The sequence below is a fragment of the Pseudomonas sp. CIP-10 genome (genome assembly GCF_020911845.1).
Classification (GTDB): Bacteria; Pseudomonadota; Gammaproteobacteria; order Pseudomonadales; family Pseudomonadaceae; genus Aquipseudomonas; species Aquipseudomonas alloputida.
Genome location: NZ_CP087160.1, coordinates 5,512,402 through 5,535,100, shown reverse-complemented (window position 1 = coordinate 5,535,100; position 22,699 = coordinate 5,512,402). Strand labels below are relative to the sequence as shown.

The following is a 22,699-nucleotide window of genomic DNA, read 5'->3' as shown; positions in this document are numbered from 1 at the left end:
CGCGAACACCGGCGAAGCCGGTAGCAACGATCGGGTTGCCCTCTTCGCGGGCACATCAGGCTTGAGTGGTTCGCAGCAGATGCGCCTCGATATCCTTGCGCCGCTCGCCCAGCGATAGCCGTAGCCCCGGATGGCGCAGGCACTGACGCAGCCGCTCGGGCTCCATGTAGCCGTAGCGGTCATTGAGGTTTTCCAGGGCCTTGTCCCACCAGGCGGACGCGCAGGCGCGGTCAAACTCATTGGGGTAGGGGTAGCAGCCATAGAGCAATTCGCGGGCGAACTGGCGCTCGTGGCTGGGCAGGGTCAGGCTCAGCGCCTTGTAGCCCAGACGGTGCAGGGTGGGTGGCCGCGGCAGTTGGTCGTTGACCCGCGCAACGTCGGCCAGGGCCGCAGGGCTGAGTGGGTCGTGGTCGTGCTTGCGCAGCCAGGCCTGGATCTTGGCGCGGAACTGCGCCTTCCGGCTCCAGTAGTGATGGATGACATCGGTACACTCGGCCAGCTCCAGGTTGCGGTAGGCCGCCACTGCCAGGCAGAACTCCTCAAGGGTATAGGCCTCGCGAGCCAAGGGGTAGAATTCGTCCATCATGGCGATGGAGCGGTCCAGGGTGCCGCAGTCCTCGGCAGTGAGGCCGATAACGCCGGAATTGACGAGCGGCATCTGGCAGTCGGCCAGTCCCCGGGACTCGAGAAGGGTCAGCAGGTTTTTGTACAACAGGCACTTCTGGTCAGCGCCGTAGCGTGTGCCGATGGCGTTGCACAGCAGGCGGTTGGGCGCCACACGGGCGAACAGGTGCAACGGTGAAGTGCGGAAGAAGGTGTCTGTATCGATCAGTACTGCCAGCGGGTGTTGCTGCAGTACCTGGCGCAACAGCACATGCTTGCTGCGAAAGTGATAACCGTGCGGGGCATTCCATGCCTGGCGCGTGGCCTCGTCCAGCAGGTGGACGGTGACGGGCAGCTTGGCGTAGGGCTGCGCATTGTCGGTGTAAACCTGGATGTCCATGGCCTCGCCGGCTGCGCTGCCCAACTGGGCGAGGGCGCTGACGATGCTGAAGCAGGCTTCCTGATGGTAGGTTGCCGAGCCAAAAGCCAGGTAAACAAGCTGTGGGCGCGAAGGTTGGGGGTGCTGCATGGCAGGCGAGACCTGTTTAACCCGAAATTGAATAAGGCTTTAGTCTATGACCAAAGCCTTAATCATTTCTTAAACAGACTTTGCCAAAAGATTTCAGCGCGGCAGCTTCAGGTTGTTCCAGATCGCCAGGCTCGGTTCAGCCTGGTTCAAGGTATAGAAGTGCAGGCCCGGCGCGCCGCCTTGCAACAGCTGTTCGCACATGCGGGTAATCACTTCTTCGCCGAACGCCTGGATGCTGGCGGTGTCGTCGGCATAGGCTTCCAGCTGCTTGCGGATCCAGCGCGGGATCTCGGCACCACAGGCATCGGAGAAGCGGGCCAGCTTGCTGTAGTTGGTGATCGGCATGATGCCCGGTACCACCGGAATGTCCACGCCCAGCTTCTGTGCACGCTCGACGAAGTAGAAGTAGCTGTCGGCGTTGAAAAAGTACTGGGTGATGGCGCTGTCGGCACCGGCCTTGACCTTGTGCACAAAGTTGGCCAGGTCCGCCTCGAAGTTGCGCGCCTGCGGGTGCATTTCCGGGTAGGCAGCCACTTCCAGGTGGAAGTGATCAGCAGTTTCCTGGCGGATGAACTCGACCAGGTCACTGGCATAGCGCAGTTCACCACTGGCCATGCCCATGCCCGACGGCAGGTCGCCGCGCAGCGCGACGATGCGTTTGATGCCGGCGGCCTTGTACTCGGCCAGCAGGGCGCGCAATTCGGCCTTGGTGTCGCCCACGCACGACAGGTGCGGCGCGGCAGGTATCTTCACTTCGCTTTCCAGCTGCAGCACGGTATTGAGCGTGCGGTCGCGGGTCGAGCCACCGGCACCGTAGGTGCAGGAGAAGAAGTCCGGGTTATAGGTGGCCAGCTGGCGGGCGACGCCCATCAGCTTTTCGTGACCGGCGTCGGTCTTGGTCGGGAAGAACTCGAAACTGTAGCGGCGTTCTTGTGACATCAGGCGTTCCTCTGGCAACAAGCGTCTAGCGGCAAGCTGCAAGTAAAAGCCAGATCGGTGATGGCCGGTCTGGCTTGGGCGTCGTTCAAGATCTGTGTTTCTGGAGCTGCAAGTGGCAACGGCACGGTATGCCTTTGCTTGCCACTTGCAGCTTCAAGCTTGCCGCTTAGTAGCGGTAGGCGTGCGGCTTGAACGGGCCTTCGACGGTCACGCCGATGTAGTCGGCTTGCTGCTTGGTCAGCTGGGTGACCACGCCGCCGAAGCCGCGGACCATTTCCAAGGCCACTTCTTCGTCGAGTTTCTTCGGCAGTACTTCAACGGTCAGGCGCTCGGCTTTCTTTTCGGCCGACAGGTCAGCGAACTTCTGCTCGAACAAGAAGATCTGTGCCAGAACCTGGTTGGCGAACGAGCCGTCCATGATGCGGCTTGGGTGGCCAGTGGCGTTGCCCAGGTTGACCAGGCGGCCTTCGGCCAGCAGGATCAGGTAGTCGTCGTTCTGCGGGTCGAAGCTGCCAGCGCCGGTACGGTGGATCTTGTGAACCTGCGGCTTGACCTCTTCCCAGGCCCAGTTCTTGCGCATGAATGCGGTGTCGATCTCGTTGTCGAAGTGGCCGATGTTGCAGACTACGGCACGCTTTTTCAGGGCCTTGAGCATGTTGGCGTCGCAGACGTTGACGTTACCGGTGGTGGTCACGATCAGGTCGATCTTGCCCAGCAGAGCCTTGTCGATGCTGGCTTCGGTGCCGTCGTTGATACCGTCGATGAACGGCGAGACCAGCTCGAAGCCGTCCATGCAGGCCTGCATGGCGCAGATTGGGTCAACTTCGGAGACCTTGACGATCATGCCTTCCTGACGCAGGGACTGGGCCGAGCCCTTGCCCACGTCACCATAGCCAATCACCAGGGCCTGCTTGCCGGACAGCAGGTGGTCGGTACCACGCTTGATGGCATCGTTCAGGCTGTGACGGCAGCCGTACTTGTTGTCGTTCTTGCTCTTGGTGACCGAGTCGTTGACGTTGATCGCCGGGACTTTCAGCTCGCCCTTGGCCAGCATGTCCAGCAGGCGGTGTACGCCGGTGGTGGTCTCTTCGGTCACGCCGTGCACACGGTCCAGTACCTGCGGGTACTTCTTGTGCAGCAGTTCGGTCAGGTCACCACCGTCGTCGAGGATCATGTTGGCGTCCCATGGCTGGCCATCTTTCAGGATGGTCTGCTCCAGGCACCACTCGTACTCTTCTTCGGTTTCACCTTTCCAGGCGAACACCGGGATACCGGCGGCGGCGATCGAAGCGGCGGCCTGGTCTTGAGTCGAGAAAATGTTGCAGGACGACCAGCGCACTTCGGCACCCAGGGCAACCAGGGTTTCGATCAGCACGGCGGTCTGGATGGTCATGTGGATGCAGCCCAGGATCTTCGCACCCTTGAGCGGTTGCTCGGCCAGGTACTTGCGACGCAGGCCCATCAGCGCAGGCATTTCCGATTCGGCAATGATGGTTTCGCGACGGCCCCAGGCGGCCAGGGAGATGTCGGCGACTTTGTAATCGGTAAAACCAGCAGGCATGTTTGCAGCGCTCATGAGAGCCTCCATTCGTAATGTGCGAATGGGCGCCGTTGTGCGTTAAGCGCTCGCGGGAGCGAGCAACGCCCCATCCGAGCCTGACAGGCCTAGCCTGCTGCAGCGCCCCTCGGACAGGTGGCGGGCATGGCACCGCTGTGGGCAACCATGTAAAACGGCGCAGATTATAGCTGCCCCCGCCGGCTTGCCCAAGGTTTTCCGTCGATTAATCGCGACGATAGTCGATGTTCAATGGAGCGAAGGCAGCCGCTCTGCCATCATTGCTACACGTTAGCCAAGCAGGTCAGGAGTACAGATGAACTTTCACACCCGCAAGTGGGTTAAACCCGAAGACCTCAACCCCAATGGCACCCTGTTCGGTGGCAGCCTGTTGCGCTGGATCGATGAAGAGGCGGCGATCTACGCCATCGTCCAGCTGGGCAACCAGCGTGTGGTGACCAAGTACATGTCGGAAATCAACTTCGTCAGTGCTTCGCGTCAGGGTGACATCATCGAGCTGGGCATCACCGCTACCGCGTTCGGCCGCACCTCGATCACCCTCAAGTGCGAAGTGCGTAACAAGATCACCCGCAAGAGCATTCTGACTGTCGACAAGATGGTGTTCGTCAACCTGGGTGAGGATGGCTTGCCGGCAGCCCATGGGCGCACCGAGATCAAGTATGTGCAGGACCAGTTCCCGGATTCGGCAGTCGAATAGATTCTGGTTGCCTGTGCCGGCCTCTTCGCGGGTGAACCCGCTCCTCCAGGGGTACGCAAACCTGTAGGAGCGGGTTTACCCGCGAATGGGCCGCAAAGCGGCCCCGGCATTCTCAAGGCTGGGCGCTGACCTTGCGCACCACGCGCCCAATGCTCAACCCCTGCACCAGAATCGACGACAACACCACGATGTAGGTGATCGACAGCAGCAGGTCCCGTTCCTCGCCCAGCGGTAGCGACAGTGCAAGTGCCACCGACACGCCACCGCGCAGGCCACCCCAGGTCAGCACCCGCACCGTGCCTTTGGGCACCGGGCGCCAGCGCCGCAGCAGCACGATCGCCGGGGCCACCGTCAGCAGGCGCGACAGCAGCACTGCCAGCGCCAGCACGCCGCCGGCCGCCAGGTGCATCCAGTTGAACGGCAGCAGCAACAGCTCCAGGCCGATCAATGCGAACAGCAGCGCATTGAGCATGTCGTCGATCAGTTCCCAGAAACCGTCCATGTAACGGCGGGTCATGTCATTCATCGCCAGGTTGCGCCCCAGGTTGCCGATGATCAGGCCAGCCACCACCATGGCGATCGGTGCCGACACATGCAGTTCGTAGCACATCGCCGAACCACCGATGACCAACGCCAGGGTCAGCATGACTTCCACCTGGTACTGCTCGACACTCTTGATCATCCGGTAGGTGGCGTAGCCGATCAGGCCACCGAACACCACGCCGCCAATGGCCTCGCGGGCGAACAGGATCGCCGTGTCGGCCATGCTCGGTGTTTCACCCAGCTGGATGATGCCCAGCAACACGGTGAATACCACGACTGCCGTGCCGTCGTTGAACAGTGACTCGCCGACGATGGTGGTTTTAAGCGGTTTGGGCGCATTGGCAGTACGCAGCGCGCCAAGCACGGCAATCGGGTCGGTTGGTGAGATCAGTGCACCGAACAGCAGGCAGTAGATCAGGGGGACCTGCCAGCCGAACAGGGCAAACACCCAATGCGCGAGGTAGCCGATGACCACGGTGGCGATCAGCACGCCCAAGGTGGCCAGTAGGCCGATCGGCCAGCGGTAGCTGCGCAGGTCGCTGAGGTTGACGTGCAGGGCGCCGGCAAACAGCAGGAACGCCAGCATCCAGTGCATGAGCAGGTCGTTGAAGTCGATCTGGTTCATCAGCCCTTCGACGCGTTCTTCCAGGCCAGGGAAGCCGATAAGGCTCAGGCCCTGCAACATCAGGGAAAACAGCAGCGCCGTAACCATCACGCCGATGGCGGGGGGCAGGCCGATGAAACGGTAGTTCACATAGGTCAGAAGTGTGGTGAGGCAGATAAACGCGGCAACTAATTCAAGCATCCCGAATCCTGTAACAGTGGCTTCCAAGTCGTTACCCGAGTGACTCGGGCAGTTCTTTGATGACCTGGCACGGGGTTCGGGGCACAGGGTTTGACCGAATTAGTCCAAATCGTTCCCGTGACAGTCTGCACTGGTTACCCTGTGGGAGCGGGCGTGCCCGCGAACACCGGCAAAGCCGGTGCCATACACCGAGTTGCATTCTTCGCGGGCATGCCCGCTCCCACAAAGCCCCCCTGAACGCTATATATTCACAGCCATGAAAAGCCATAAGGACAAGAAGGCGTGTTGGCAACATCTCTGGTGCTGGTTGCCGCCCTGCTGCATGCAACCTGGAATACCCTGATCAAATTCAGCGGCGAGCGCTTGCTGGTCATTGCCAGCATGGACACGGTAGCGCTGGCCTTCGCGGTGCTGGCGGTGCCCTTCGTGGATGTTCCGCCTGCTGAAATCTGGCCTTGGTTGGTTGCTTCGGCACTGGCTGAGCAGTTGTACCGTTATTTGCTGATCCAGGCCTACCGCGTGGGCGACCTGGGGCTGGTCTATCCTCTGATGCGCGGGCTGTCGCCGTTGGTGGTGCTGGGGCTGACCCTGGCCTTTGCCGGGGAATCGCTGAGCCAGCAGCAGATCATCGGTATCCTGTTGATCCCCTGTGGCATGGCCTGCCTGTTGTGGCAGGGCGGCGGCGGTGACCGGCTACCATGGTCGATGCTGCCGGTGGTTGCCTTGATTGGCCTGTGCATTGGTTGCTACACCTGGTTCGACGGCCAGGCCGTGCGCCTGTGGGGCAAACCGTGGGATTACCTGGTCTGGCTGACCCTGCTCAGCGCCTGGCAATTCCCGTTGTTGGCGAGCGTAGCGCGGCGGGCGCCATTCGTACTGTTCTGGCGAACCCAATGGCGCCTTGGGTTGGCGGTAGGGTTCTGCGTATTGTTCAGCTATGCCCTGGTGCTGTGGGCCATGCACCTGGGGTCTGTGGCCGAAGCGGCGGCACTGCGGGAATTGAGCGTGATCCTGGTGGTGCTGCTGGGTATGCGCTACCTCAAAGAACCTTTTGGCGGGCCGAGACTCCTAGCTTGCGGGCTGGTATTGGCCGGCATGCTGGTAATGAAGCTTTGACCTGAAGACTGAACAAGGAGTCCTGTCCATGACTGTTGCCCTGTGGTGCATCCTGATTGCCCTGCTGTTGAACCCGCTTTGTGCCTTGATCGCCAAGGCGAGCAGCGGCCGCTTCGGCCTCAAGGACAATCACGATCCGCGAGCCTTCCTCGATACCTTGTCGGGCCTGCCACGGCGTGCCCATGCTGCGCAGCAGAATGGCTACGAAGCGTTTCCGGCATTTGCTGCGGCGGTGCTTGTGGCGGATATCGTCGGCAATGCCGAGCAGGTGACCCAGGATGTACTGGGGGTGATGTATATCACCAGCCGCTTGCTTTACATCATCTGCTACCTGGCCGACTGGGCTGCCTTGCGGTCGCTGGTGTGGCTTGCCGGTTTGGCACTGATCGTGTCGTTCTTCGTGGTTTCCATCTGAAACCGAGTGGCCTTCTTCGCGGGCAGCTCCCGCGAAGAAGGCAGCAACGGTCAAGGTACCTTGGGCACCTCAGGCAGTGGCTGGCCCTTGGGCCACAGCATCCAGATCTGCCCTTGCTGCTTCATGTTCCCGGCCAGTTCGCCGGCTTCCGGCCCAGTGCCCCAGAACAGGTCGGCACGCACTTCGCCGGTAATCGCCCCGCCGGTGTCTTGCGCGCCAACCGGTCGTACCACCGGCGAGCCGTCCGGGCGTGTGGTAGACAACCACAACAAGCTGCCCAGGGGAATCACCTTGCGGTCGATGGCCACGCTGTAGCCGGCGGTAAGCGGTACGTTCAGCGAGCCGCGCGGGCCTTCGTTGCTGTCCGGGCGGGTGCTGAAGAATACGTAGCTGGGGTTGCTGGCCAGCAGCTCTGGTACGCGCTGCGGGTTGGCCTGGGCCCAGGCATGAATGGCGCCCATGCTCACGTCTTCTTTTTTCAGCTGACCCTGCTCCACCAGCCAGCGGCCGATCGGCCGATAGGGGTGGCCGTTCTGGTCGGCGTAGCCCAGGCGCAGTTGACGGCCGTCTTCCAGTTGCACCCGGCCAGAACCCTGGATCTGCAGGAACTGCAGGTCCATCGGGTCGGTCAGCCAGGCCAGCACCGGTGCCTGGACGCCGTTACGGTTGATGACCTCGGCCGTGTCATAGGGCTTGAGCACCCGACCATCAAGACGGCCGCGCAGGCGTTTGCCCTTCAGTTCGGGGTACACGCTGGCCAGGTCGACCACGATCATGTCATCAGGGATGCCGTAGACCGCCACATGGTTGGTTGCCGATTGGCTCAGGCTGCCTGGGTAGACCGGCTCGTAGTAGCCGGTAATCAGGCCGTTGGCATTGTTCTCTGCAGAGCGCAGGCCGTACACCTGCAGGTTCTGTTCAAGGAAGGTACGCACTTGGGCGGCGCTGGCTGTGGCGCTGCCGGCCGCTTCGCAGGTGGCGGCCCACACCGGGTCGCGCTTGAGTTTTTCGCAGCCGTTGCGCCATGCATAAAAGCCGGCCAGCAGGTCTTCATCGCTGACCGCCGGCAAGTCTTTCCAAGTGGCCGGGGCATAGGTGGCGACAGCGTGGGGCTCGGGCTTGGCGCTCTCGCCGCCGTTGCAGCCGGCCAGCAAAGCCAGCACCGGCAGTGTCCAGGCCAGGTGGCGCAGGGCAGATTTCATGTGTGCATTCCTGTCATGAGCGAACATGAAGGTTCGCCCCTGTCTTTTATGTGGCTATTGGTGTTTGGCCCAGTGGCAGCGATACTGGCCGCCCATTTGCGTAGGCCGAAGTGAGCGTGATGTTGAAGCGATTGACCGTTGTTCTGCTGGCTGCACTTGCCCTGGTAGGGGCTTTGACGGGGTGTGACCGGGTTGACCCGAACTCGCCGCTGGGTAAACGCAAGGTGATCTTCAAGGACATGCTCAAGACCAGCGAAGACCTGGGGGGCATGCTGCGTGGCCGGTTGCCGTTCGACGGGGTAAAGTTTGCCGACGGTGCGCTGAAGCTGGACAGCCTGTCGCATCAGCCGTGGCAGCATTTTCCACAGGCGCGCGATGGTGGTGACAGCGCCGCCCGCGCCGACGTGTGGGAGCGCCAGGCGCGGTTTCATGACCTGGCTCGGCAGCTTGAAGGCGTCACCGGCGAACTGGTTGATGCCACCCGCAATCAGCCACTGGATGCTGCGCAACTGAAGGCACCGATGGACAAGGTCGAGGCTGCGTGCAAGGCCTGTCATAGCGAATTTCGTAATCATTGAATGGCTGTGCTTGCGCAAACCTTCGGGGCTTGTACAAATTCCTGTGGGAGCGGCCTTGTGTCGCGATAGGGCCGCTCAGCGGCCCCAGGATTTCAGCAAGAATGCATGCATAGCTGGAGCCGTCGCGCGGCCCTATCGCGACACAAGGCCGCTCCCACAAAGACCAGGCTTGCCGGCCAGATGCCTTAGCGGTCGAGATCGTCGACCGCTTCCTGCAGCTCTTTACGCGACTCGGCCAGCTTGTCCTTGCGCTTGTTGATCTTCTCGGCGTCGCCTTTCTTCTCTGCCTTCTTCAAGTCCTTTTCCCGCTGCGCCACTTCGTGACGCGCATCGAGCACCTTCTGCTCACGTTCCTTGCGCAGGCTGGCGTCGGTGCAGTTGTCCACACCGCGCAGGGCTTCCTCCAGCCCTGCAACCTGGTCGCTGTTACCGTGGTCACGGGCAATTTTCAGCTGGTTTTCGATGGCGCTGCGCTTGGCGGCACAACCGGTCAGGCCGGCATCCGGCTGGGCAGCCTGAGCAGTACCCGCGGCCAGGCCCAGTGTTGCGAGCAGGAAAAGAGTCGAAATACGTTTCATGAAAAGCCTCCCTAACGGGGCGGGGCAGCAAAAGTTGGGGGAAATCCTGCCTTGGTTTTGCCCATTTAGAAACCCTTGATGAGGTTTTCTGCCGGAGTCTCGGGTTTTTCCTACGCACTATTTGGTAAAAAATCATTGCTCAATGCGCTGGGGTGGGGTCCGGAAACCTTCTATGCCGGCTTCGGCCAACTGTGCGGCAATGGCTTGCACCTCGGAGGCCGCGAAAAATTCCACAAGTTGGCGCGAGCGTTTTGCGCCGATGCCGGGCACGGTTTGCCATTGCCCGGCGCTGCGTGAAGCCAGCGCCTGCCAGTCGCCAGCCAGTGGCAAATGCTTGCCAATGGGCACGCCAAGGGCGCGCAGCCATTGATCGAAGGGGCGTGAGCGGGCTTCGTCGAAACTGCCCAGCAGGTGTGCCGCGGTGAGTCTGCTGATGCCGGGGGCCTGCTGCAGGCGCTCGGCATCGAGCTGCAGCCAATCGGTCATGGACGTTACCAAGCCAGCTTCGACCAGCCGACGCCATGTGCCGGGCCCGGTGCGGGGCAAAGCCAGGCCCTGTTTACCGCCAAGCCAGGTGAGGCGGGCAATGAACTGCTCATCACAGCCCTCGCTGGCTTGCCAGCAGCTGTGGGCATGATAGCGGTCGGGCGCAGGCGCGGCGACCGCCTGGCGTTCGACCGTGCGATGCACCACTTGCTCCAGGCGTGGAATGGTCAGCCCGGCCAGGCTGATGGCCACCTGGTCGCCGGGGCGGATGTCGAGGGTGTGCCAGCGCGCCAGCGAACCCAGGCTTACCTGGGTAATCCGTCGGTCGTCCAGGGTTACCGGCAGCAAGTGCAACACGGGCGTGACCCTGCCGGTGCGGCCAACCCGAAAGCGCACGTCGCGTACTTCGGCCAAGGCTTGTGCATAGGGATACTTCCAGGCCGCGATCCAGTAGGGCGCCTTGGCCTGCCAGCGCTCGGCAGGTGGTCGGCTGCCCTGGCGCAGGATTACACCGTCGGTGGCGAAGGGCAGAGCAGAGCGATACCAGTGCTCGCGCCAGTGTGCTGCATCCTCCAGCGTGTCGATGGCGATGCTGTAAAGCTGGCTGTCCGGAAACCCCAGCCGTGCCAGCTGGGCGAGGCGTTCGGCCTGTTGCTCGGGGCCGTGCGGCCAGCCCCACACGAACAGGCCGATAGCGTTGCCTTGCGCGCCGGTCAGTTGCTTGCGTGCGAGCAGCCCTGCCACGGTACCCCGGGCGTTGGCGCTGCCTGCCTTGGCTTGCACATGTTCGTCCAGGCGCAGATACAGCTCACCTTGCAAGTGCAGGTCGACCGCCTCGGGCAACTGCCGGGTGACAGCGCCGAGCTGTGGGATGTGTCGGCTCCAGTCGTGGCCGTGTACACCGTCCCCCCGGCTGGTCAGCTGCACCAATCGGCCCTGTTGGTAGGTGAGGGAAACGGCTACGCCGTCGACCTTGGGCTGAACCCACACGCCGCTCTTGCCGGCCATCCATCGCGCCACGGCCTGGCGGTCTGCCAGCTTGTCGACGCCGGTATGCGGCACGGGGTGGGGGACCGGGCCGCGAGCACTGGCCAAGGGCGAGGGGCTGGTGCCAACCGCGAAGCACTGCTGCAGGTGGTTCAGGCGCTCGCGGCTCTGGTCGTACAGTTCGTCGGCCACCAGGGCTATGCCCTGACGATGGTAGTGCTCGTCCCATCGGGCAAGCGTGGCGCGCAGTTGCGCAACTTCGGCCTTGGCCTGTTGCGGGTTCCAGTGTGGGCATGAGGCAGCCCTGGCCAATGGGGTGTTCAGCGCAAATAGCAGGGCGAACAACAACAGGTACGGCATGGCCTGGCATCCTTGCATGGCGGGGAAGCGCTTAGCGTAGGCAGGTAGTGGGGCGGGCGGTGCGTGCAGTTGTCAGGTGATATTTCGCGGGTCCTCGTCTCCATTCCCGAAGCGGAGCAAGAAACGAGCGCGGCGCTCGATCTCTCGGGCGATGAAAATGCCGTGACAGGCACAAAAAAGCCCCTGCCGATCGCTCGGCAGGGGCTTTCGTCTGGCGCTGTAGGAGGCTTACAGGCCGGCAGCGTCACGCAGCGACTGGGCGCGGTCGGTGCGCTCCCAGGTGAAGGTGGTGAAGGTGTCGTCGCCGACAGTCTTCTGCTGCGGGGTGCGGCCGAAGTGGCCGTAGGCAGCGGTTTCCTGATACATCGGGTGCAGCAGGTCGAGCATGGTGGTGATGGCGTATGGACGCAGGTCGAAGCATTCACGCACCAGCTGGATGATCTTGTCGTCGGAGACCTTGCCGGTGCCGAAGGTGTTGATCGAGATGGAGGTCGGCTGGGCCACGCCGATGGCGTACGACACCTGGATCTCGCAACGCTCGGCCAGGCCGGCGGCGACGATGTTCTTGGCCACGTAGCGGCCGGCGTAGGCGGCGGAGCGGTCGACCTTGGACGGATCCTTGCCGGAGAACGCACCACCACCGTGGCGGGCCATGCCGCCGTAGGAGTCGACGATGATCTTGCGGCCGGTCAGGCCACAGTCACCCACCGGGCCACCGATGATGAAGTTGCCGGTCGGGTTGATGTGGTACTGGGTGCCCTTGTGCAGCAGTTCGGCAGGCAGCGTGTGCTTGACGATCAGCTCCATCACGGCTTCTTGCAGGTCTTTCTGCGAAACCTCCGGGTTGTGCTGGGTCGACAGCACCACGGCGTCGATACCGACCACTTTGCCGTTCTCGTAGCGGCAGGTGACCTGCGACTTGGCATCCGGGCGCAGCCATGGCAGCAGGCCGGACTTGCGCGCCTCGGCCTGGCGTTCTACCAGACGGTGCGAGAAGCAGATCGGTGCTGGCATCAGCACTTCGGTTTCGTTGCTGGCATAGCCGAACATCAGGCCCTGGTCACCGGCACCCTGGTCTTCCGGCTTGGAGCGGTCCACGCCCTGGGCGATGTCTACCGACTGTTTGCCGATGATGTTCATCACGGCGCAGGTGGCGCCGTCGAAGCCGACGTCGGAGCTGTTGTAGCCGATGTCGATGATGACTTTGCGCACCAGGTCTTCCAGGTCGACCCAGGCCGACGTGGTGACTTCGCCGGCGATGATGGCGACACCGGTCTTGACCAGGGTTTCGCAGGCTACGCGGGCGTATTTGTCCTGGGCGATGATGGCATCAAGGACAGCGTCCGAAATCTGGTCGGCGATCTTGTCCGGATGCCCTTCGGACACGGACTCGGAGGTGAAAAGGGAGTATTCGCTCATCTCGAAGGTTCCTGAAATTTACCGATGGTGTATGTCGCCAGCCGTCCGCTGAAAATGGCGGACCTGGATCTGGAAACCGTTACGCAAGCCCACGTACAGGCTGTCCGCATGGGCCAGCCCGGCAGCGTTGGCCCAGCGCGCCAGGTCGTCCTGTTCGAAGCCCAGCCAGAGGTCGCCGCAGGCTTCGCGCGCCCACCCCTGGTCATGGCTGCACAGTTCGGTGACCAGCAGGCTGCCGCCTGCCTTCACCCGTTTGGCCAGCTGGCGCAAGGCCAGGGCCGGGTCGCTGAAATGGTGCAGCACCATGTTCAGCACAACGCAGTCGGCGGCCACATCCGTTGCACCCAGTGCATCGGCCAACTGCAGGTTCACGTTGTCGAGCCCTTCGCGCTGGCACACCTGGCGCGCAAGCTCGAGCATGGTAGGGCTGTTGTCCAGGGCGGTGACCTGGGCGAAGCGCCGGGCCAGGTCGGGCAGGAAGCCACCGTCGCCGGGCCCGACTTCCAGCGCGCTGGCGGCCGGGTCGAAATGCAGTTTGTCGAGCAGCGCCAGCAGGCTGTCGCGGTACTGCGGAAGGCCGGCGATCAGGTCCTGCTGGGCACGGAACTTCTCTTCCACGCGCAGGAAGAAGTCCTGACTGGTGGCCGCCCGGCGCTGCTGTACATGGGCTATGCGCGCCTGCACATCGGGCGGCAGGGCCAGGTCGTCGACTTCTTCGAGTAGCGCCGCGTGCAGCCGCCCCCCCAGGCGCAGGCCATCGGGCAGGGCACGGCGGTAGAAGATGGCGTTGCCTTCGCGGCGGGTTGCCACGAGGTCGGCCTGAGCCAGCACCTTGAGATGATGGCTCATGCCCGACTGGCCGATGTCGAAGATCTGCGCCAGCTCCAGCACGCCGAACGAGTCGTTGGCCAGTGCGCGCAATACGTTCAGGCGCAACGCATCGCCACTGGCTTTGCACAGGGCGGCCAATGTTTCGCGTTGCTCGGGGATCGATTGCGCACGGAGGTTCATGGGGCGGCAGTCTAGACAGGCATCGATGCCCTAGCAAGGCCAATATCAAAAAGTTTTGATATTGGCGATGAGCTGCAAGCCGAAAGCCTCAAGTGACACGCTTTGGGGCGCCCCGAGTCGCGCTCTGCTTCTTCAGTTGCGGCTTAAAGCTGGCGCTTGGCGCTTAAATGTTTGCCCCAAGCGCCCCCAGTGGGCGAAAATGGCCGCCTTTTTCGTGACACCACCTATTCAAGCCCCCTAGGAGATCAGCGATGCCCAGCCGTCGTGAACGTGCCAACGCCATTCGTGCCCTCAGCATGGATGCCGTGCAAAAGGCCAACAGCGGCCACCCAGGTGCCCCCATGGGCATGGCGGATATCGCCGAAGTGCTTTGGCGCGACTACCTGAAGCACAACCCGAGCAACCCGAAGTTCGCCGACCGTGACCGCTTCGTGCTGTCCAACGGCCACGGTTCGATGCTGATCTACTCGCTGCTGCACCTGACCGGCTACGACGTCACCATCGATGACATCAAAGGCTTCCGCCAGCTGCACAGCCGCACCCCGGGCCACCCGGAGTACGGCTACACCCCAGGCGTTGAAACCACCACCGGCCCGCTCGGCCAGGGTATCGCCAACGCCGTGGGCTTCGCCCTGGCAGAAAAAGTACTGGCTGCCCAGTTCAACCGTGACGGCCACACCATCGTCGACCACAACACCTACGTGTTCCTCGGCGACGGCTGCATGATGGAAGGTATCTCCCATGAAGTCGCCTCGCTGGCCGGCACCCTGGGCCTGAACAAGCTGATCGCCTTCTATGACGACAACGGCATCTCCATCGATGGCGAAGTGCACGGCTGGTTCACCGACAACACCCCGGCGCGCTTCGAGGCCTACAACTGGCAGGTGATCCGCAACGTCGACGGCCACGATGCCGAAGAAATCAAGATGGCCATCGAGACCGCCCGCAAGAGCGATCGCCCGACCCTGATCTGCTGCAAGACCACCATCGGTTTCGGTTCGCCGAACAAGCAGGGCAAGGAAGACTGCCACGGTGCCCCGCTGGGCAACGACGAAATCGCCCTGACCCGCCAGGCCCTGAACTGGAACCACGGCCCGTTCGAAATCCCGGCCGACATCTACGCCGAGTGGGATGCCAAGGCCGCCGGTGCCAAGGTTGAAGCCGAGTGGAACCAGCGCTTCGACGCCTACGCCAAGGCCTACCCGGAGCTGGCTGCCGAGTTCAAGCGCCGTGACAGCGGCGAGCTGCCGGCCGACTTCAGCGAAAAGGCCCAGGCCTACATCAACGAAGTGGCTGCCAAAGGCGAAACCATCGCCAGCCGCAAGGCCAGCCAGAACGCCCTGAACGCCTTCGGCCCGCTGCTGCCGGAGTTCCTCGGCGGTTCGGCCGACCTGGCCGGCTCCAACCTGACCCTGTGGAAAGGTTGCAAGGGCGTCGAAGCCAATGACGCCAGCGGCAACTACGTGTTCTACGGCGTGCGCGAGTTCGGCATGACCGCCATCATGAACGGCGTTGCCCTGCACGGTGGCCTGGTGCCTTACGGCGCGACCTTCCTGATGTTCATGGAATACGCCCGCAACGCGGTGCGCATGTCGGCCCTGATGAAGCAGCGCGTGATCCACGTGTACACCCACGACTCCATCGGTCTGGGCGAAGACGGCCCGACGCACCAGCCGATCGAGCAGCTGACCAGCCTGCGCAGCACCCCGAACCTGGACACCTGGCGCCCGGCCGACGCGGTGGAATCCGCCGTGTCCTGGAAAAACGCCCTGGAGCGCAAGGACGGCCCATCGGCGCTGATCTTCTCGCGCCAGAACCTGCAGCACCAGGACCGCGATGCCCAGCAGATCGCCGACATCAGCCGTGGCGGCTATGTGCTCAAGGACTGCGCAGGCGAGCCTGAACTGATTCTGATCGCCACCGGTTCCGAAGTGGGCCTGGCTGTTCAGGCCTTCGACAAGCTGACCGAGCAAGGCCGCAAGGTGCGCGTGGTTTCCATGCCGTGCACCAGCGTGTTCGATGCCCAGGACGCTGCCTACAAGCAGTCCGTGCTGCCGCTGGAAGTCGGTGCGCGCATCGCCATCGAAGCTGCCCACGCTGACTTCTGGTACAAGTACGTCGGCCTGGAAGGTCGTATCATCGGCATGACCACCTACGGTGAGTCGGCGCCGGCTTCGGCATTGTTCGAAGCGTTCGGCTTCACCCTGGAGAACATCCTCGGTACTGCCGAAGAGCTGCTGGAAGACTGATGTAACAAATGGAGGGCAGTGACGCCCTCCAGGTCGTGCAAGGGGAGGGCTTTGCCCTCCATCGCGACGCAAGGCCGCTCCCACAGAAACGGTGCTGTCCTCCGGATGGCGCGGTCCCTGTGGGAGCGGCCTTGCGTCGCGATGGGCCGCAACGCGGCCCCAAAGCCATCATGCGTTAGCGAGCCAACCAATGCCCCACCCGCGTCCCTACAAAGTTGCACTCAACGGTTATGGCCGTATCGGCCGCTGTGTCCTGCGCGCGCTGTTCGAGCGGGGGGCAAAGGCCGGTTTCGAGATCGTCGCCCTGAACGATCTGGCCGATCAGGCCAGCCTGGAATACCTGACACGCTTCGACTCCACCCACGGGCGTTTTCCCGGCGAGGTCAAGGTCGACGGCGACTGTCTGCACATCAATGGCGATTGCGTGAAGGTAATGCGCAGTGCCACCCCCGAAGGCATCGACTGGGCTGCGCTGGGCATCGACCTGGTGCTGGAGTGTTCCGGTGCCTATAACACCCGTGCCGATGGCCAGCGTTTCCTCGACGCCGGTGCGCCAAGGGTGCTGTTCTCGCAGCCCATGGCCAGCGAGGCCGACGTTGACGCCACGGTGGTCTACGGCATCAACCAGGCCTGCCTTACCGGCAGCGAGCGCCTGGTGTCCAACGCCTCGTGCACCACCAACTGCGGCGTGCCGCTGCTGCGTGTGCTGGACCAGGCGTTCGGCATCGAATATGTGCAGATCACCACCATCCACTCGGCGATGAACGACCAGCCGGTGATCGATGCCTATCACCACGAAGACCTGCGCCGCACGCGTTCGGCCTTCCAGTCGGTGATTCCTGTGTCCACTGGCCTGGCGCGTGGCATCGAGCGCCTGCTTCCGGAACTTGCCGGGCGAATCCAGGCCAAAGCGGTACGTGTACCGACCGTCAACGTCTCGTGCCTGGACATCACCCTGCAGACTGCCCGCGACACCAGTGCGGCCGAAGTCAACCGAGTGCTGCGCGAGGCTGCGCTGGAAGGTCCGCTTAAAGGCTTGCTGGCTTACACCGAGCTGCCGCACGCCAGCTGTGATTTCAACCATGACCCACATTCGGCGATCGTCGATGCCAGCCAGACGCGTGTTTCCGGGCCCCGCCTGGTAAACCTGCTGGCCTGGTTCGACAACGAATGGGGTTTTGCCAACCGTATGCTCGACGTTGCCGAACACTTTCTGCACGTCGTTCACCCAACCCGCAACAAACAGCCCTGAAGGACTGCATTCATGACCGTGTTGAAGATGACCGACCTCGACCTGCAAGGTAAGCGCGTACTGATCCGCGAAGACCTCAACGTGCCTGTGAAGGACGGTGTGGTAGCCAGCGATGCGCGTATCCTGGCAGCGCTGCCGACCATCAAGCTGGCCCTGGAGAAGGGCGCAGCGGTAATGGTCTGCTCGCACCTGGGCCGCCCGACCGAAGGCGAATTCTCTGCCGAGAACAGCCTCAAGCCGGTCGCCGATTACCTGAGCAAGGCTCTGGGCCGTGACGTGCCGCTGGTTGCCGACTATCTGGACGGTGTCGCGGTACAGGCCGGTGAACTGGTGCTGTTCGAGAACGTGCGCTTCAACAAGGGCGAGAAAAAGAACGCCGACGAGCTGGCGCAGAAGTACGCTGCCCTGTGTGACGTGTTCGTCATGGACGCCTTCGGCACCGCCCACCGCGCCGAGGGTTCCACTCACGGTGTAGCCAAGTTTGCCAAAGTCGCTGCTGCAGGCCCGCTGCTGGCTGCCGAACTGGACGCCCTGGGCAAGGCCCTGAAGGCCCCGGCCAAACCAATGGCGGCCATCGTTGCCGGCTCCAAGGTTTCCACCAAACTGGACGTGCTGAACAGCCTGAGCAGTGTTTGCGACCAGCTGATCGTCGGTGGCGGTATTGCCAACACCTTCCTGGCCGCTGCTGGCCACCCGGTGGGCAAGTCGCTGTACGAGCCTGACCTGGTCGACACCGCCAAGGCCATTGCTGCCAAGGTCAGCGTGCCGCTGCCAGTTGATGTGGTGGTTGCCAAGGAGTTCGCCGAGACCGCCGAAGCCACCGTCAAGGCCATCGCCGACGTTGCTGCCGACGACATGATTCTGGACATCGGCCCGCAAACCGCGGCCAATTTCGCCGAGCTGCTGAAATCGTCGAAAACCATTCTGTGGAACGGCCCGGTGGGTGTGTTCGAATTCGATCAGTTCGGCAACGGCACCAAGGTACTGGCCAAGGCCATCGCCGACAGCGCCGCATTCTCCATCGCCGGTGGCGGTGACACCCTGGCCGCCATCGACAAATATGGCGTCAGCAAGGAAATCTCCTACATTTCTACCGGTGGTGGCGCCTTCCTCGAGTTCGTCGAGGGCAAGGTCCTGCCAGCTGTGGCAATCCTGGAAGAGCGGGCCAAGGCCTGATGACGTCGGCGCTTGGCAAAGGGAGTGGCCTGGTGGTCAAACAATTGCCTGTGATGATGCTGGCCGGTCTGCTGAGCGCTTGCGCGGGCAGCCCGGCCTCGGATGCCGACCCGGCGCAGTCGCACAAGGGCGGTTGCTATCAGTCCGACTGGCAGGCCGAGACTGTGCCGGTCATCGGCAAGCGCGTGGGCCCGGAAGGCCTGGAAAAGTACGACGAAGACCACCAGCGCAAGGCGCCGGGTTGCCCTTGATCGGGTAATAGGCAACCTGAACGCTGATTTGTGGTCTTGAGGAAGGGCTGCACAGCAGCCCCAAATCGAGGAAACTGAATGAAAGCGCTTTTGGCCGTGACGGCCCTGGCGACACTGGCAGGATGCTCACTGCTGCAGCCGACGCAACCGGCCCCGGCAGACAACTGGACCCGTTGGGTCTGCGACACCCAGGCTGAGGTGCTTTGGCGCTTCGCCGATGCGCAACGTGACCAGGTTGACGTGCGCCTTGGCGGCGGCGACCAGGTGTACCGGCTCAAGGCTGAACCGGGTGCCTCGGGTGCGCTGTACAGCGATGGCATGCTGGCCTTCCACACCAAGGGCGAAGAAGGCCTGGTGTACTGGGTGGCAACCAACGATCTGATTGGGCGGGGCTGCAAGGCACCGTGACTGGCCGGGCCGCGAGGGTGGCCCACACTACTTGAACAGCAACCGCCCCTGCGGCAGGCTTGCACGAAACAAACGACGCTTGTCGGGAGAGAGATACACAATGGCACTCATTAGCATGCGCCAGATGCTGGACCACGCCGCCGAGTTCGGCTACGGCGTACCAGCTTTCAACGTCAACAACCTCGAGCAGATGCGCGCCATCATGGAAGCGGCCGACAAGACCGACTCCCCGGTGATCGTTCAGGCTTCGGCCGGTGCCCGCAAATACGCGGGTGCGCCATTCCTGCGCCACCTGATCCTGGCTGCCATCGAAGAGTTCCCGCACATCCCGGTGTGCATGCACCAGGACCACGGTACCAGCCCTGACGTCTGCCAGCGCTCGATCCAGCTGGGCTTCAGCTCGGTCATGATGGACGGTTCGCTGGGTGAAGACGGCAAGACCCCGACCGACTACGAGTACAACGTCCGCGTTACCCAGCAGACCGTTGCCATGGCTCACGCCTGCGGCGTATCGGTGGAAGGTGAGCTGGGCTGCCTGGGTTCGCTGGAAACCGGCATGGCCGGTGAAGAAGACGGGATCGGCGCCGAAGGCGTGCTGGATCACAGCCAGATGCTGACCGACCCGGAAGAAGCCGCCGACTTCGTCAAGAAGACCCAGGTCGACGCCCTGGCGATCGCCATCGGTACCAGCCACGGTGCCTACAAGTTCACCAAGCCACCAACCGGTGACGTGCTGGCCATCGATCGCATCAAGGAAATCCACAAGCGCATCCCCAACACCCACCTGGTGATGCACGGTTCGTCCTCGGTACCGCAGGAGTGGCTGGCGATCATCAACCAGTACGGCGGCGACATCAAAGAAACCTACGGTGTACCGGTCGAAGAAATCGTCGAAGGCATCAAGCACGGCGTGCGCAAGGTCAACATCGATACCGACCTGCGTCTGGCCTCTACCGGTGCCATGCGCCGTCTGATGGCGCAGAACCCGAGCGAGTTCGACCCACGCAAGTTCTTCGGTGAAACCATCAAGGCCATGCGCGACGTGTGCATCGCACGTTATGAAGCCTTCGGCACCGCGGGCAATGCTTCGAAGATCAAGCCGATCTCTTTGGACGGTATGTACCAGCGCTACCTGAAAGGTGAGCTGGCCGCCAAGGTCAACTGATCGACAGGTAACCCTGAAAAACCCGCAGTGATGCGGGTTTTTTTATGGGCGATGGAAACCTGTACATAATTTCCGCAGACCTACCGTTAGTCGGCTACCGTACAGTTTAACCACTGATAGCGTTCTGATTGCATTGCGTGTTGCAGCCTCAGGACTAGAGTACTAATGGATCCAACCGTATTTTGAAGTCGGTCACATAACAGAGAAGCAGCATGGATGGCGCTTACCCTCAACAGCAGCCACTGGATGGCAGCTCAGTTCTTCTGGTGGTAGACGACTACCCCGAGAACCTCATCAGCATGCGGGCCTTGCTGGCCCGGCAGGATTGGCAAGTATTGACGGCGAGCTCTGGGATAGAAGCGTTGAGCGCGTTGCTTGAGTACGAAGTCGATCTGGTGTTGATGGATGTACAGATGCCGGAAATGGACGGCTTTGAAGTCGCCCGGCTGATGCGCGGCAATCAGCGTACCCGACTGACCCCGATCATTTTCCTCACCGCCAACGAACAGTCCGACGCGGCCGTGCTCAAAGGCTACGCCAGCGGCGCCGTGGACTACATGTTCAAACCGTTCGACCCGCAAATACTCAAGCCCAAGGTCCAGGCGCTGCTCGACCAGCAGCGCAACCGGCGCATGTTGCAGCAGCTCAGTCGCGAGCTGGAGACGGCCAGGGCATTCAATGCGTCCATCCTGGAAAATGCCGCCGAAGGCATTCTGGTGGTTGATGCCCATGGCATCATCAGTTTTGCCAACCCGGCCATTTCCCGTTTGCTGGCGGCACCGGTGCAACAACTGCAGGGCACCCCATTGCTCGACGTTGTGCAACTGACCAGTACCAGCCTGTGGCGCGAGTCGGACTTCTACAAGGCCTACCAGGGGCGGCAAATCTTCCGCGTACATGATGCCCAACTGCGTACTCAAGGCGGTGAGTTAGTGCCGGTGGCGCTGTCCTGTGCGCCGTTGCCGGCCGACCAACAGGCCATGGTGGTGACCGTGCTGGACATGTCGGTGGTGCGTAACTTGCACCAGCAGCTGGAATATCAGGCCATTACCGACCCGCTCACCGGCCTGCTCAACCGTCGTGGTTTTTACCAGGCTGCTGAAGGTGTTCTGTTGCGCAACGAGCGCTCGGACAAGGCGCAGGCGTTGATGTACATGGACCTGGATGGCTTCAAACGCATCAACGACTCGCTCGGCCACGACGCGGGCGACCGGGTGTTGCGCTGGGTGGCCGAGCAGCTCAAGGACTGCCTGGGCAGTGAGGCCTTGCTGGCGCGTATGGGCGGGGATGAGTTCACTGCACTGTTCGACAGCTTGCCCTACCCGGAGCAGGCCGGGCGTTATGCAGAACGGTTGCTCGAGCGTGTTTCCATCAGCCATGAGGTCGACGGGCTCGATGTATGCCTTGGGGTCAGCATCGGCATTGCCACCTACCCGGACTGTGGCGCCAATGTTGAAGGCCTGCTGCGTTCGGCCGATGCAGCGATGTACGCAGCCAAGCAAGCGGGGCGTCAGCAATACCGCTTCTACGACCAGGAACTCAACGGACGGGCGCGCTCGCGATTGATGCTCGAGGACAGCGTGCGCATGGCCATCGAGCAGCAGGACTTTACCTTGGTGTACCAGCCACAGGTCGCCTTCCACGATGGCCGCCTGCGTGGTTTCGAGGCCTTGCTGCGCTGGCAGCACCCCAGCGTTGGCGATGTGCCGCCGGGGCTGTTCATCCCGTTGCTGGAAGAAGCGCGGCTGATCAATCGCCTGGCCAGCTGGATCTACCGCCAGGGGGCCGCCCAGCGGCAGGCCTGGTACGACAGGTTTCCGGCTGACCTTGTGCTCGGCATCAGCCTGAGCCGCGCGCAGTTCGTCATGCCTGGCCTGGTCGAAGAACTGCAACGGGTCATCCAGCTTTACCAGCTTGTCCCGACGCAGTTGGAGGTGGAAGTGGCGGAAACGTCGCTGATGTATAACATCGACGCGGCCGTCAAACAGATACACCGCTTGCGTGACCTGGGTGTGAGGGTGGCCCTGGATGACTTTGGTGCGGGTGACTGTTCGTTGCGCATGCTGCGCGATCTGCCTATCGACACCCTCAAGCTTGACCGTCATCTGGTGGCACGTCTGCCCGATTCGGCGGTAGATGCTGCGTTGGTTCGCAGCGTAATCGGCCTGTGCGCCGACTACCGTATCACGGTGATCGCCGAGGGGGTGGAGACCCCGGCGCAGGCAGCCTGGCTCAAGGCCAATGGTTGCGAATACGTTCAGGGTTTCCTGGTGGCTTATCCGATGACCGCTGCTGACGCTAGCGGCTTCCCGGCAATTTTCTCCTGGCCAGGGCCGTGATTGGCTAGAATCGGC

Annotated in this window: 20 protein-coding genes and 1 riboswitch; of the genes, 11 read left to right on the top strand and 9 right to left on the bottom strand. The window is 62.5% G+C overall.

Annotated features, from left to right (window positions below; translation table 11 throughout):
• Positions 1-55: 55 nt before the first annotated feature.
• The 3 genes from LMH93_RS24960 to ahcY all read right to left on the bottom strand — a co-directional run bounded on the left by LMH93_RS24960 (position 56) and on the right by ahcY (position 3,647).
• A complete protein-coding gene (locus tag LMH93_RS24960) occupies positions 56-1,132 on the bottom strand; it encodes a hypothetical protein (RefSeq protein ID WP_003249356.1) in 1,077 nt (358 codons plus the stop codon).
• A gap of 93 nt (positions 1,133-1,225) precedes the next feature.
• Positions 1,226-2,071, bottom strand: a complete 846-nt coding sequence (metF, locus tag LMH93_RS24955; RefSeq protein WP_003249357.1) for a methylenetetrahydrofolate reductase [NAD(P)H] — start codon at positions 2,069-2,071, stop codon at positions 1,226-1,228.
• Positions 2,072-2,237: 166 nt separating this feature from the next.
• Positions 2,238-3,647 carry an adenosylhomocysteinase gene (gene ahcY, locus LMH93_RS24950; RefSeq protein ID WP_003249358.1) on the bottom strand — a complete coding sequence of 470 codons (1,410 nt, stop codon included), beginning with the start codon at positions 3,645-3,647 and terminating at the stop codon, positions 2,238-2,240.
• Between the two features lie 20 nt (positions 3,648-3,667).
• A riboswitch (S-adenosyl-L-homocysteine riboswitch) is annotated at positions 3,668-3,764 on the bottom strand.
• 178 nt (positions 3,765-3,942) lie between these two features.
• On the opposite strand from ahcY, the gene LMH93_RS24945 reads away from it, so the two are divergent.
• Complete coding sequence (locus tag LMH93_RS24945) at positions 3,943-4,344, top strand: acyl-CoA thioesterase (RefSeq protein WP_003249362.1); 402 nt, start codon at positions 3,943-3,945, stop codon at positions 4,342-4,344.
• A gap of 112 nt (positions 4,345-4,456) precedes the next feature.
• Here LMH93_RS24945 and LMH93_RS24940 read toward each other — a convergent pair whose 3' ends face one another.
• Positions 4,457-5,692, bottom strand: coding sequence for a cation:proton antiporter (locus tag LMH93_RS24940; RefSeq protein WP_003249364.1), 1,236 nt, complete (start codon positions 5,690-5,692; stop codon positions 4,457-4,459).
• 282 nt (positions 5,693-5,974) lie between these two features.
• Here LMH93_RS24940 and LMH93_RS24935 point away from each other — a divergent pair, with 282 nt between their 5' ends.
• Together LMH93_RS24935 and LMH93_RS24930 are read left to right on the top strand one after the other, a co-directional pair.
• Positions 5,975-6,808, top strand: coding sequence for an EamA family transporter (locus LMH93_RS24935; RefSeq protein ID WP_003249366.1), 834 nt, complete (start codon positions 5,975-5,977; stop codon positions 6,806-6,808).
• A 28-nt stretch (positions 6,809-6,836) separates the two neighbouring features.
• Positions 6,837-7,223: an MAPEG family protein gene (locus tag LMH93_RS24930; RefSeq protein ID WP_003249368.1), complete on the top strand. Its 387-nt coding sequence runs from the start codon at positions 6,837-6,839 to the stop codon at positions 7,221-7,223.
• Between the two features lie 50 nt (positions 7,224-7,273).
• Here LMH93_RS24930 and mltA read toward each other — a convergent pair whose 3' ends face one another.
• A complete protein-coding gene (gene mltA, locus LMH93_RS24925) occupies positions 7,274-8,425 on the bottom strand; it encodes a murein transglycosylase A (protein WP_003249370.1) in 1,152 nt (383 codons plus the stop codon).
• A gap of 119 nt (positions 8,426-8,544) precedes the next feature.
• Here mltA and LMH93_RS24920 point away from each other — a divergent pair, with 119 nt between their 5' ends.
• Positions 8,545-9,003 carry a c-type cytochrome gene (locus tag LMH93_RS24920; protein ID WP_003249371.1) on the top strand — a complete coding sequence of 153 codons (459 nt, stop codon included), beginning with the start codon at positions 8,545-8,547 and terminating at the stop codon, positions 9,001-9,003.
• Positions 9,004-9,188: 185 nt separating this feature from the next.
• Here LMH93_RS24920 and LMH93_RS24915 read toward each other — a convergent pair whose 3' ends face one another.
• The 4 genes from LMH93_RS24915 to LMH93_RS24900 form a co-directional block, all read right to left on the bottom strand.
• Positions 9,189-9,581, bottom strand: coding sequence for a DUF1090 domain-containing protein (locus LMH93_RS24915; RefSeq protein WP_003249372.1), 393 nt, complete (start codon positions 9,579-9,581; stop codon positions 9,189-9,191).
• Between the two features lie 132 nt (positions 9,582-9,713).
• Positions 9,714-11,414 (bottom strand): NAD-dependent DNA ligase LigB, encoded by a 1,701-nt coding sequence (gene ligB / locus LMH93_RS24910; protein ID WP_185279789.1) that lies wholly within the window; start codon positions 11,412-11,414, stop codon positions 9,714-9,716.
• Positions 11,415-11,642: 228 nt separating this feature from the next.
• Positions 11,643-12,833 carry a methionine adenosyltransferase gene (gene metK / locus LMH93_RS24905; protein WP_003249375.1) on the bottom strand — a complete coding sequence of 397 codons (1,191 nt, stop codon included), beginning with the start codon at positions 12,831-12,833 and terminating at the stop codon, positions 11,643-11,645.
• An 18-nt stretch (positions 12,834-12,851) separates the two neighbouring features.
• Positions 12,852-13,844 carry an ArsR/SmtB family transcription factor gene (locus LMH93_RS24900; RefSeq protein ID WP_003249377.1) on the bottom strand — a complete coding sequence of 331 codons (993 nt, stop codon included), beginning with the start codon at positions 13,842-13,844 and terminating at the stop codon, positions 12,852-12,854.
• Between the two features lie 251 nt (positions 13,845-14,095).
• Between LMH93_RS24900 and tkt the strand changes: the two genes are divergently transcribed.
• From tkt to LMH93_RS24865, 7 genes are all read left to right on the top strand, one after another.
• The gene (gene tkt / locus LMH93_RS24895; RefSeq protein WP_108191668.1) at positions 14,096-16,093 is read left to right on the top strand and encodes a transketolase; all 1,998 of its coding nucleotides are present in this window, start codon (positions 14,096-14,098) and stop codon (positions 16,091-16,093) included.
• Positions 16,094-16,283: 190 nt separating this feature from the next.
• Positions 16,284-17,345 (top strand): erythrose-4-phosphate dehydrogenase, encoded by a 1,062-nt coding sequence (gene epd / locus LMH93_RS24890; protein ID WP_003249381.1) that lies wholly within the window; start codon positions 16,284-16,286, stop codon positions 17,343-17,345.
• A gap of 12 nt (positions 17,346-17,357) precedes the next feature.
• Positions 17,358-18,521: a phosphoglycerate kinase gene (locus LMH93_RS24885; RefSeq protein WP_003249382.1), complete on the top strand. Its 1,164-nt coding sequence runs from the start codon at positions 17,358-17,360 to the stop codon at positions 18,519-18,521.
• A complete protein-coding gene (locus LMH93_RS24880; RefSeq protein ID WP_003249384.1) occupies positions 18,521-18,772 on the top strand; it encodes a hypothetical protein in 252 nt (83 codons plus the stop codon). Before LMH93_RS24885 ends, LMH93_RS24880 begins: the two co-directional genes overlap by 1 nt.
• Positions 18,773-18,850: 78 nt before the next feature.
• Entirely contained in the window at positions 18,851-19,180 is a 330-nt protein-coding gene (locus LMH93_RS24875) for an MliC family protein (RefSeq protein WP_003249387.1), read from the top strand.
• A gap of 100 nt (positions 19,181-19,280) precedes the next feature.
• Entirely contained in the window at positions 19,281-20,345 is a 1,065-nt protein-coding gene (gene fba / locus LMH93_RS24870) for a class II fructose-bisphosphate aldolase (RefSeq protein ID WP_003249389.1), read from the top strand.
• A 212-nt stretch (positions 20,346-20,557) separates the two neighbouring features.
• Positions 20,558-22,684, top strand: coding sequence for a putative bifunctional diguanylate cyclase/phosphodiesterase (locus LMH93_RS24865; protein WP_060544929.1), 2,127 nt, complete (start codon positions 20,558-20,560; stop codon positions 22,682-22,684).
• Positions 22,685-22,699: the final 15 nt, after the last annotated feature.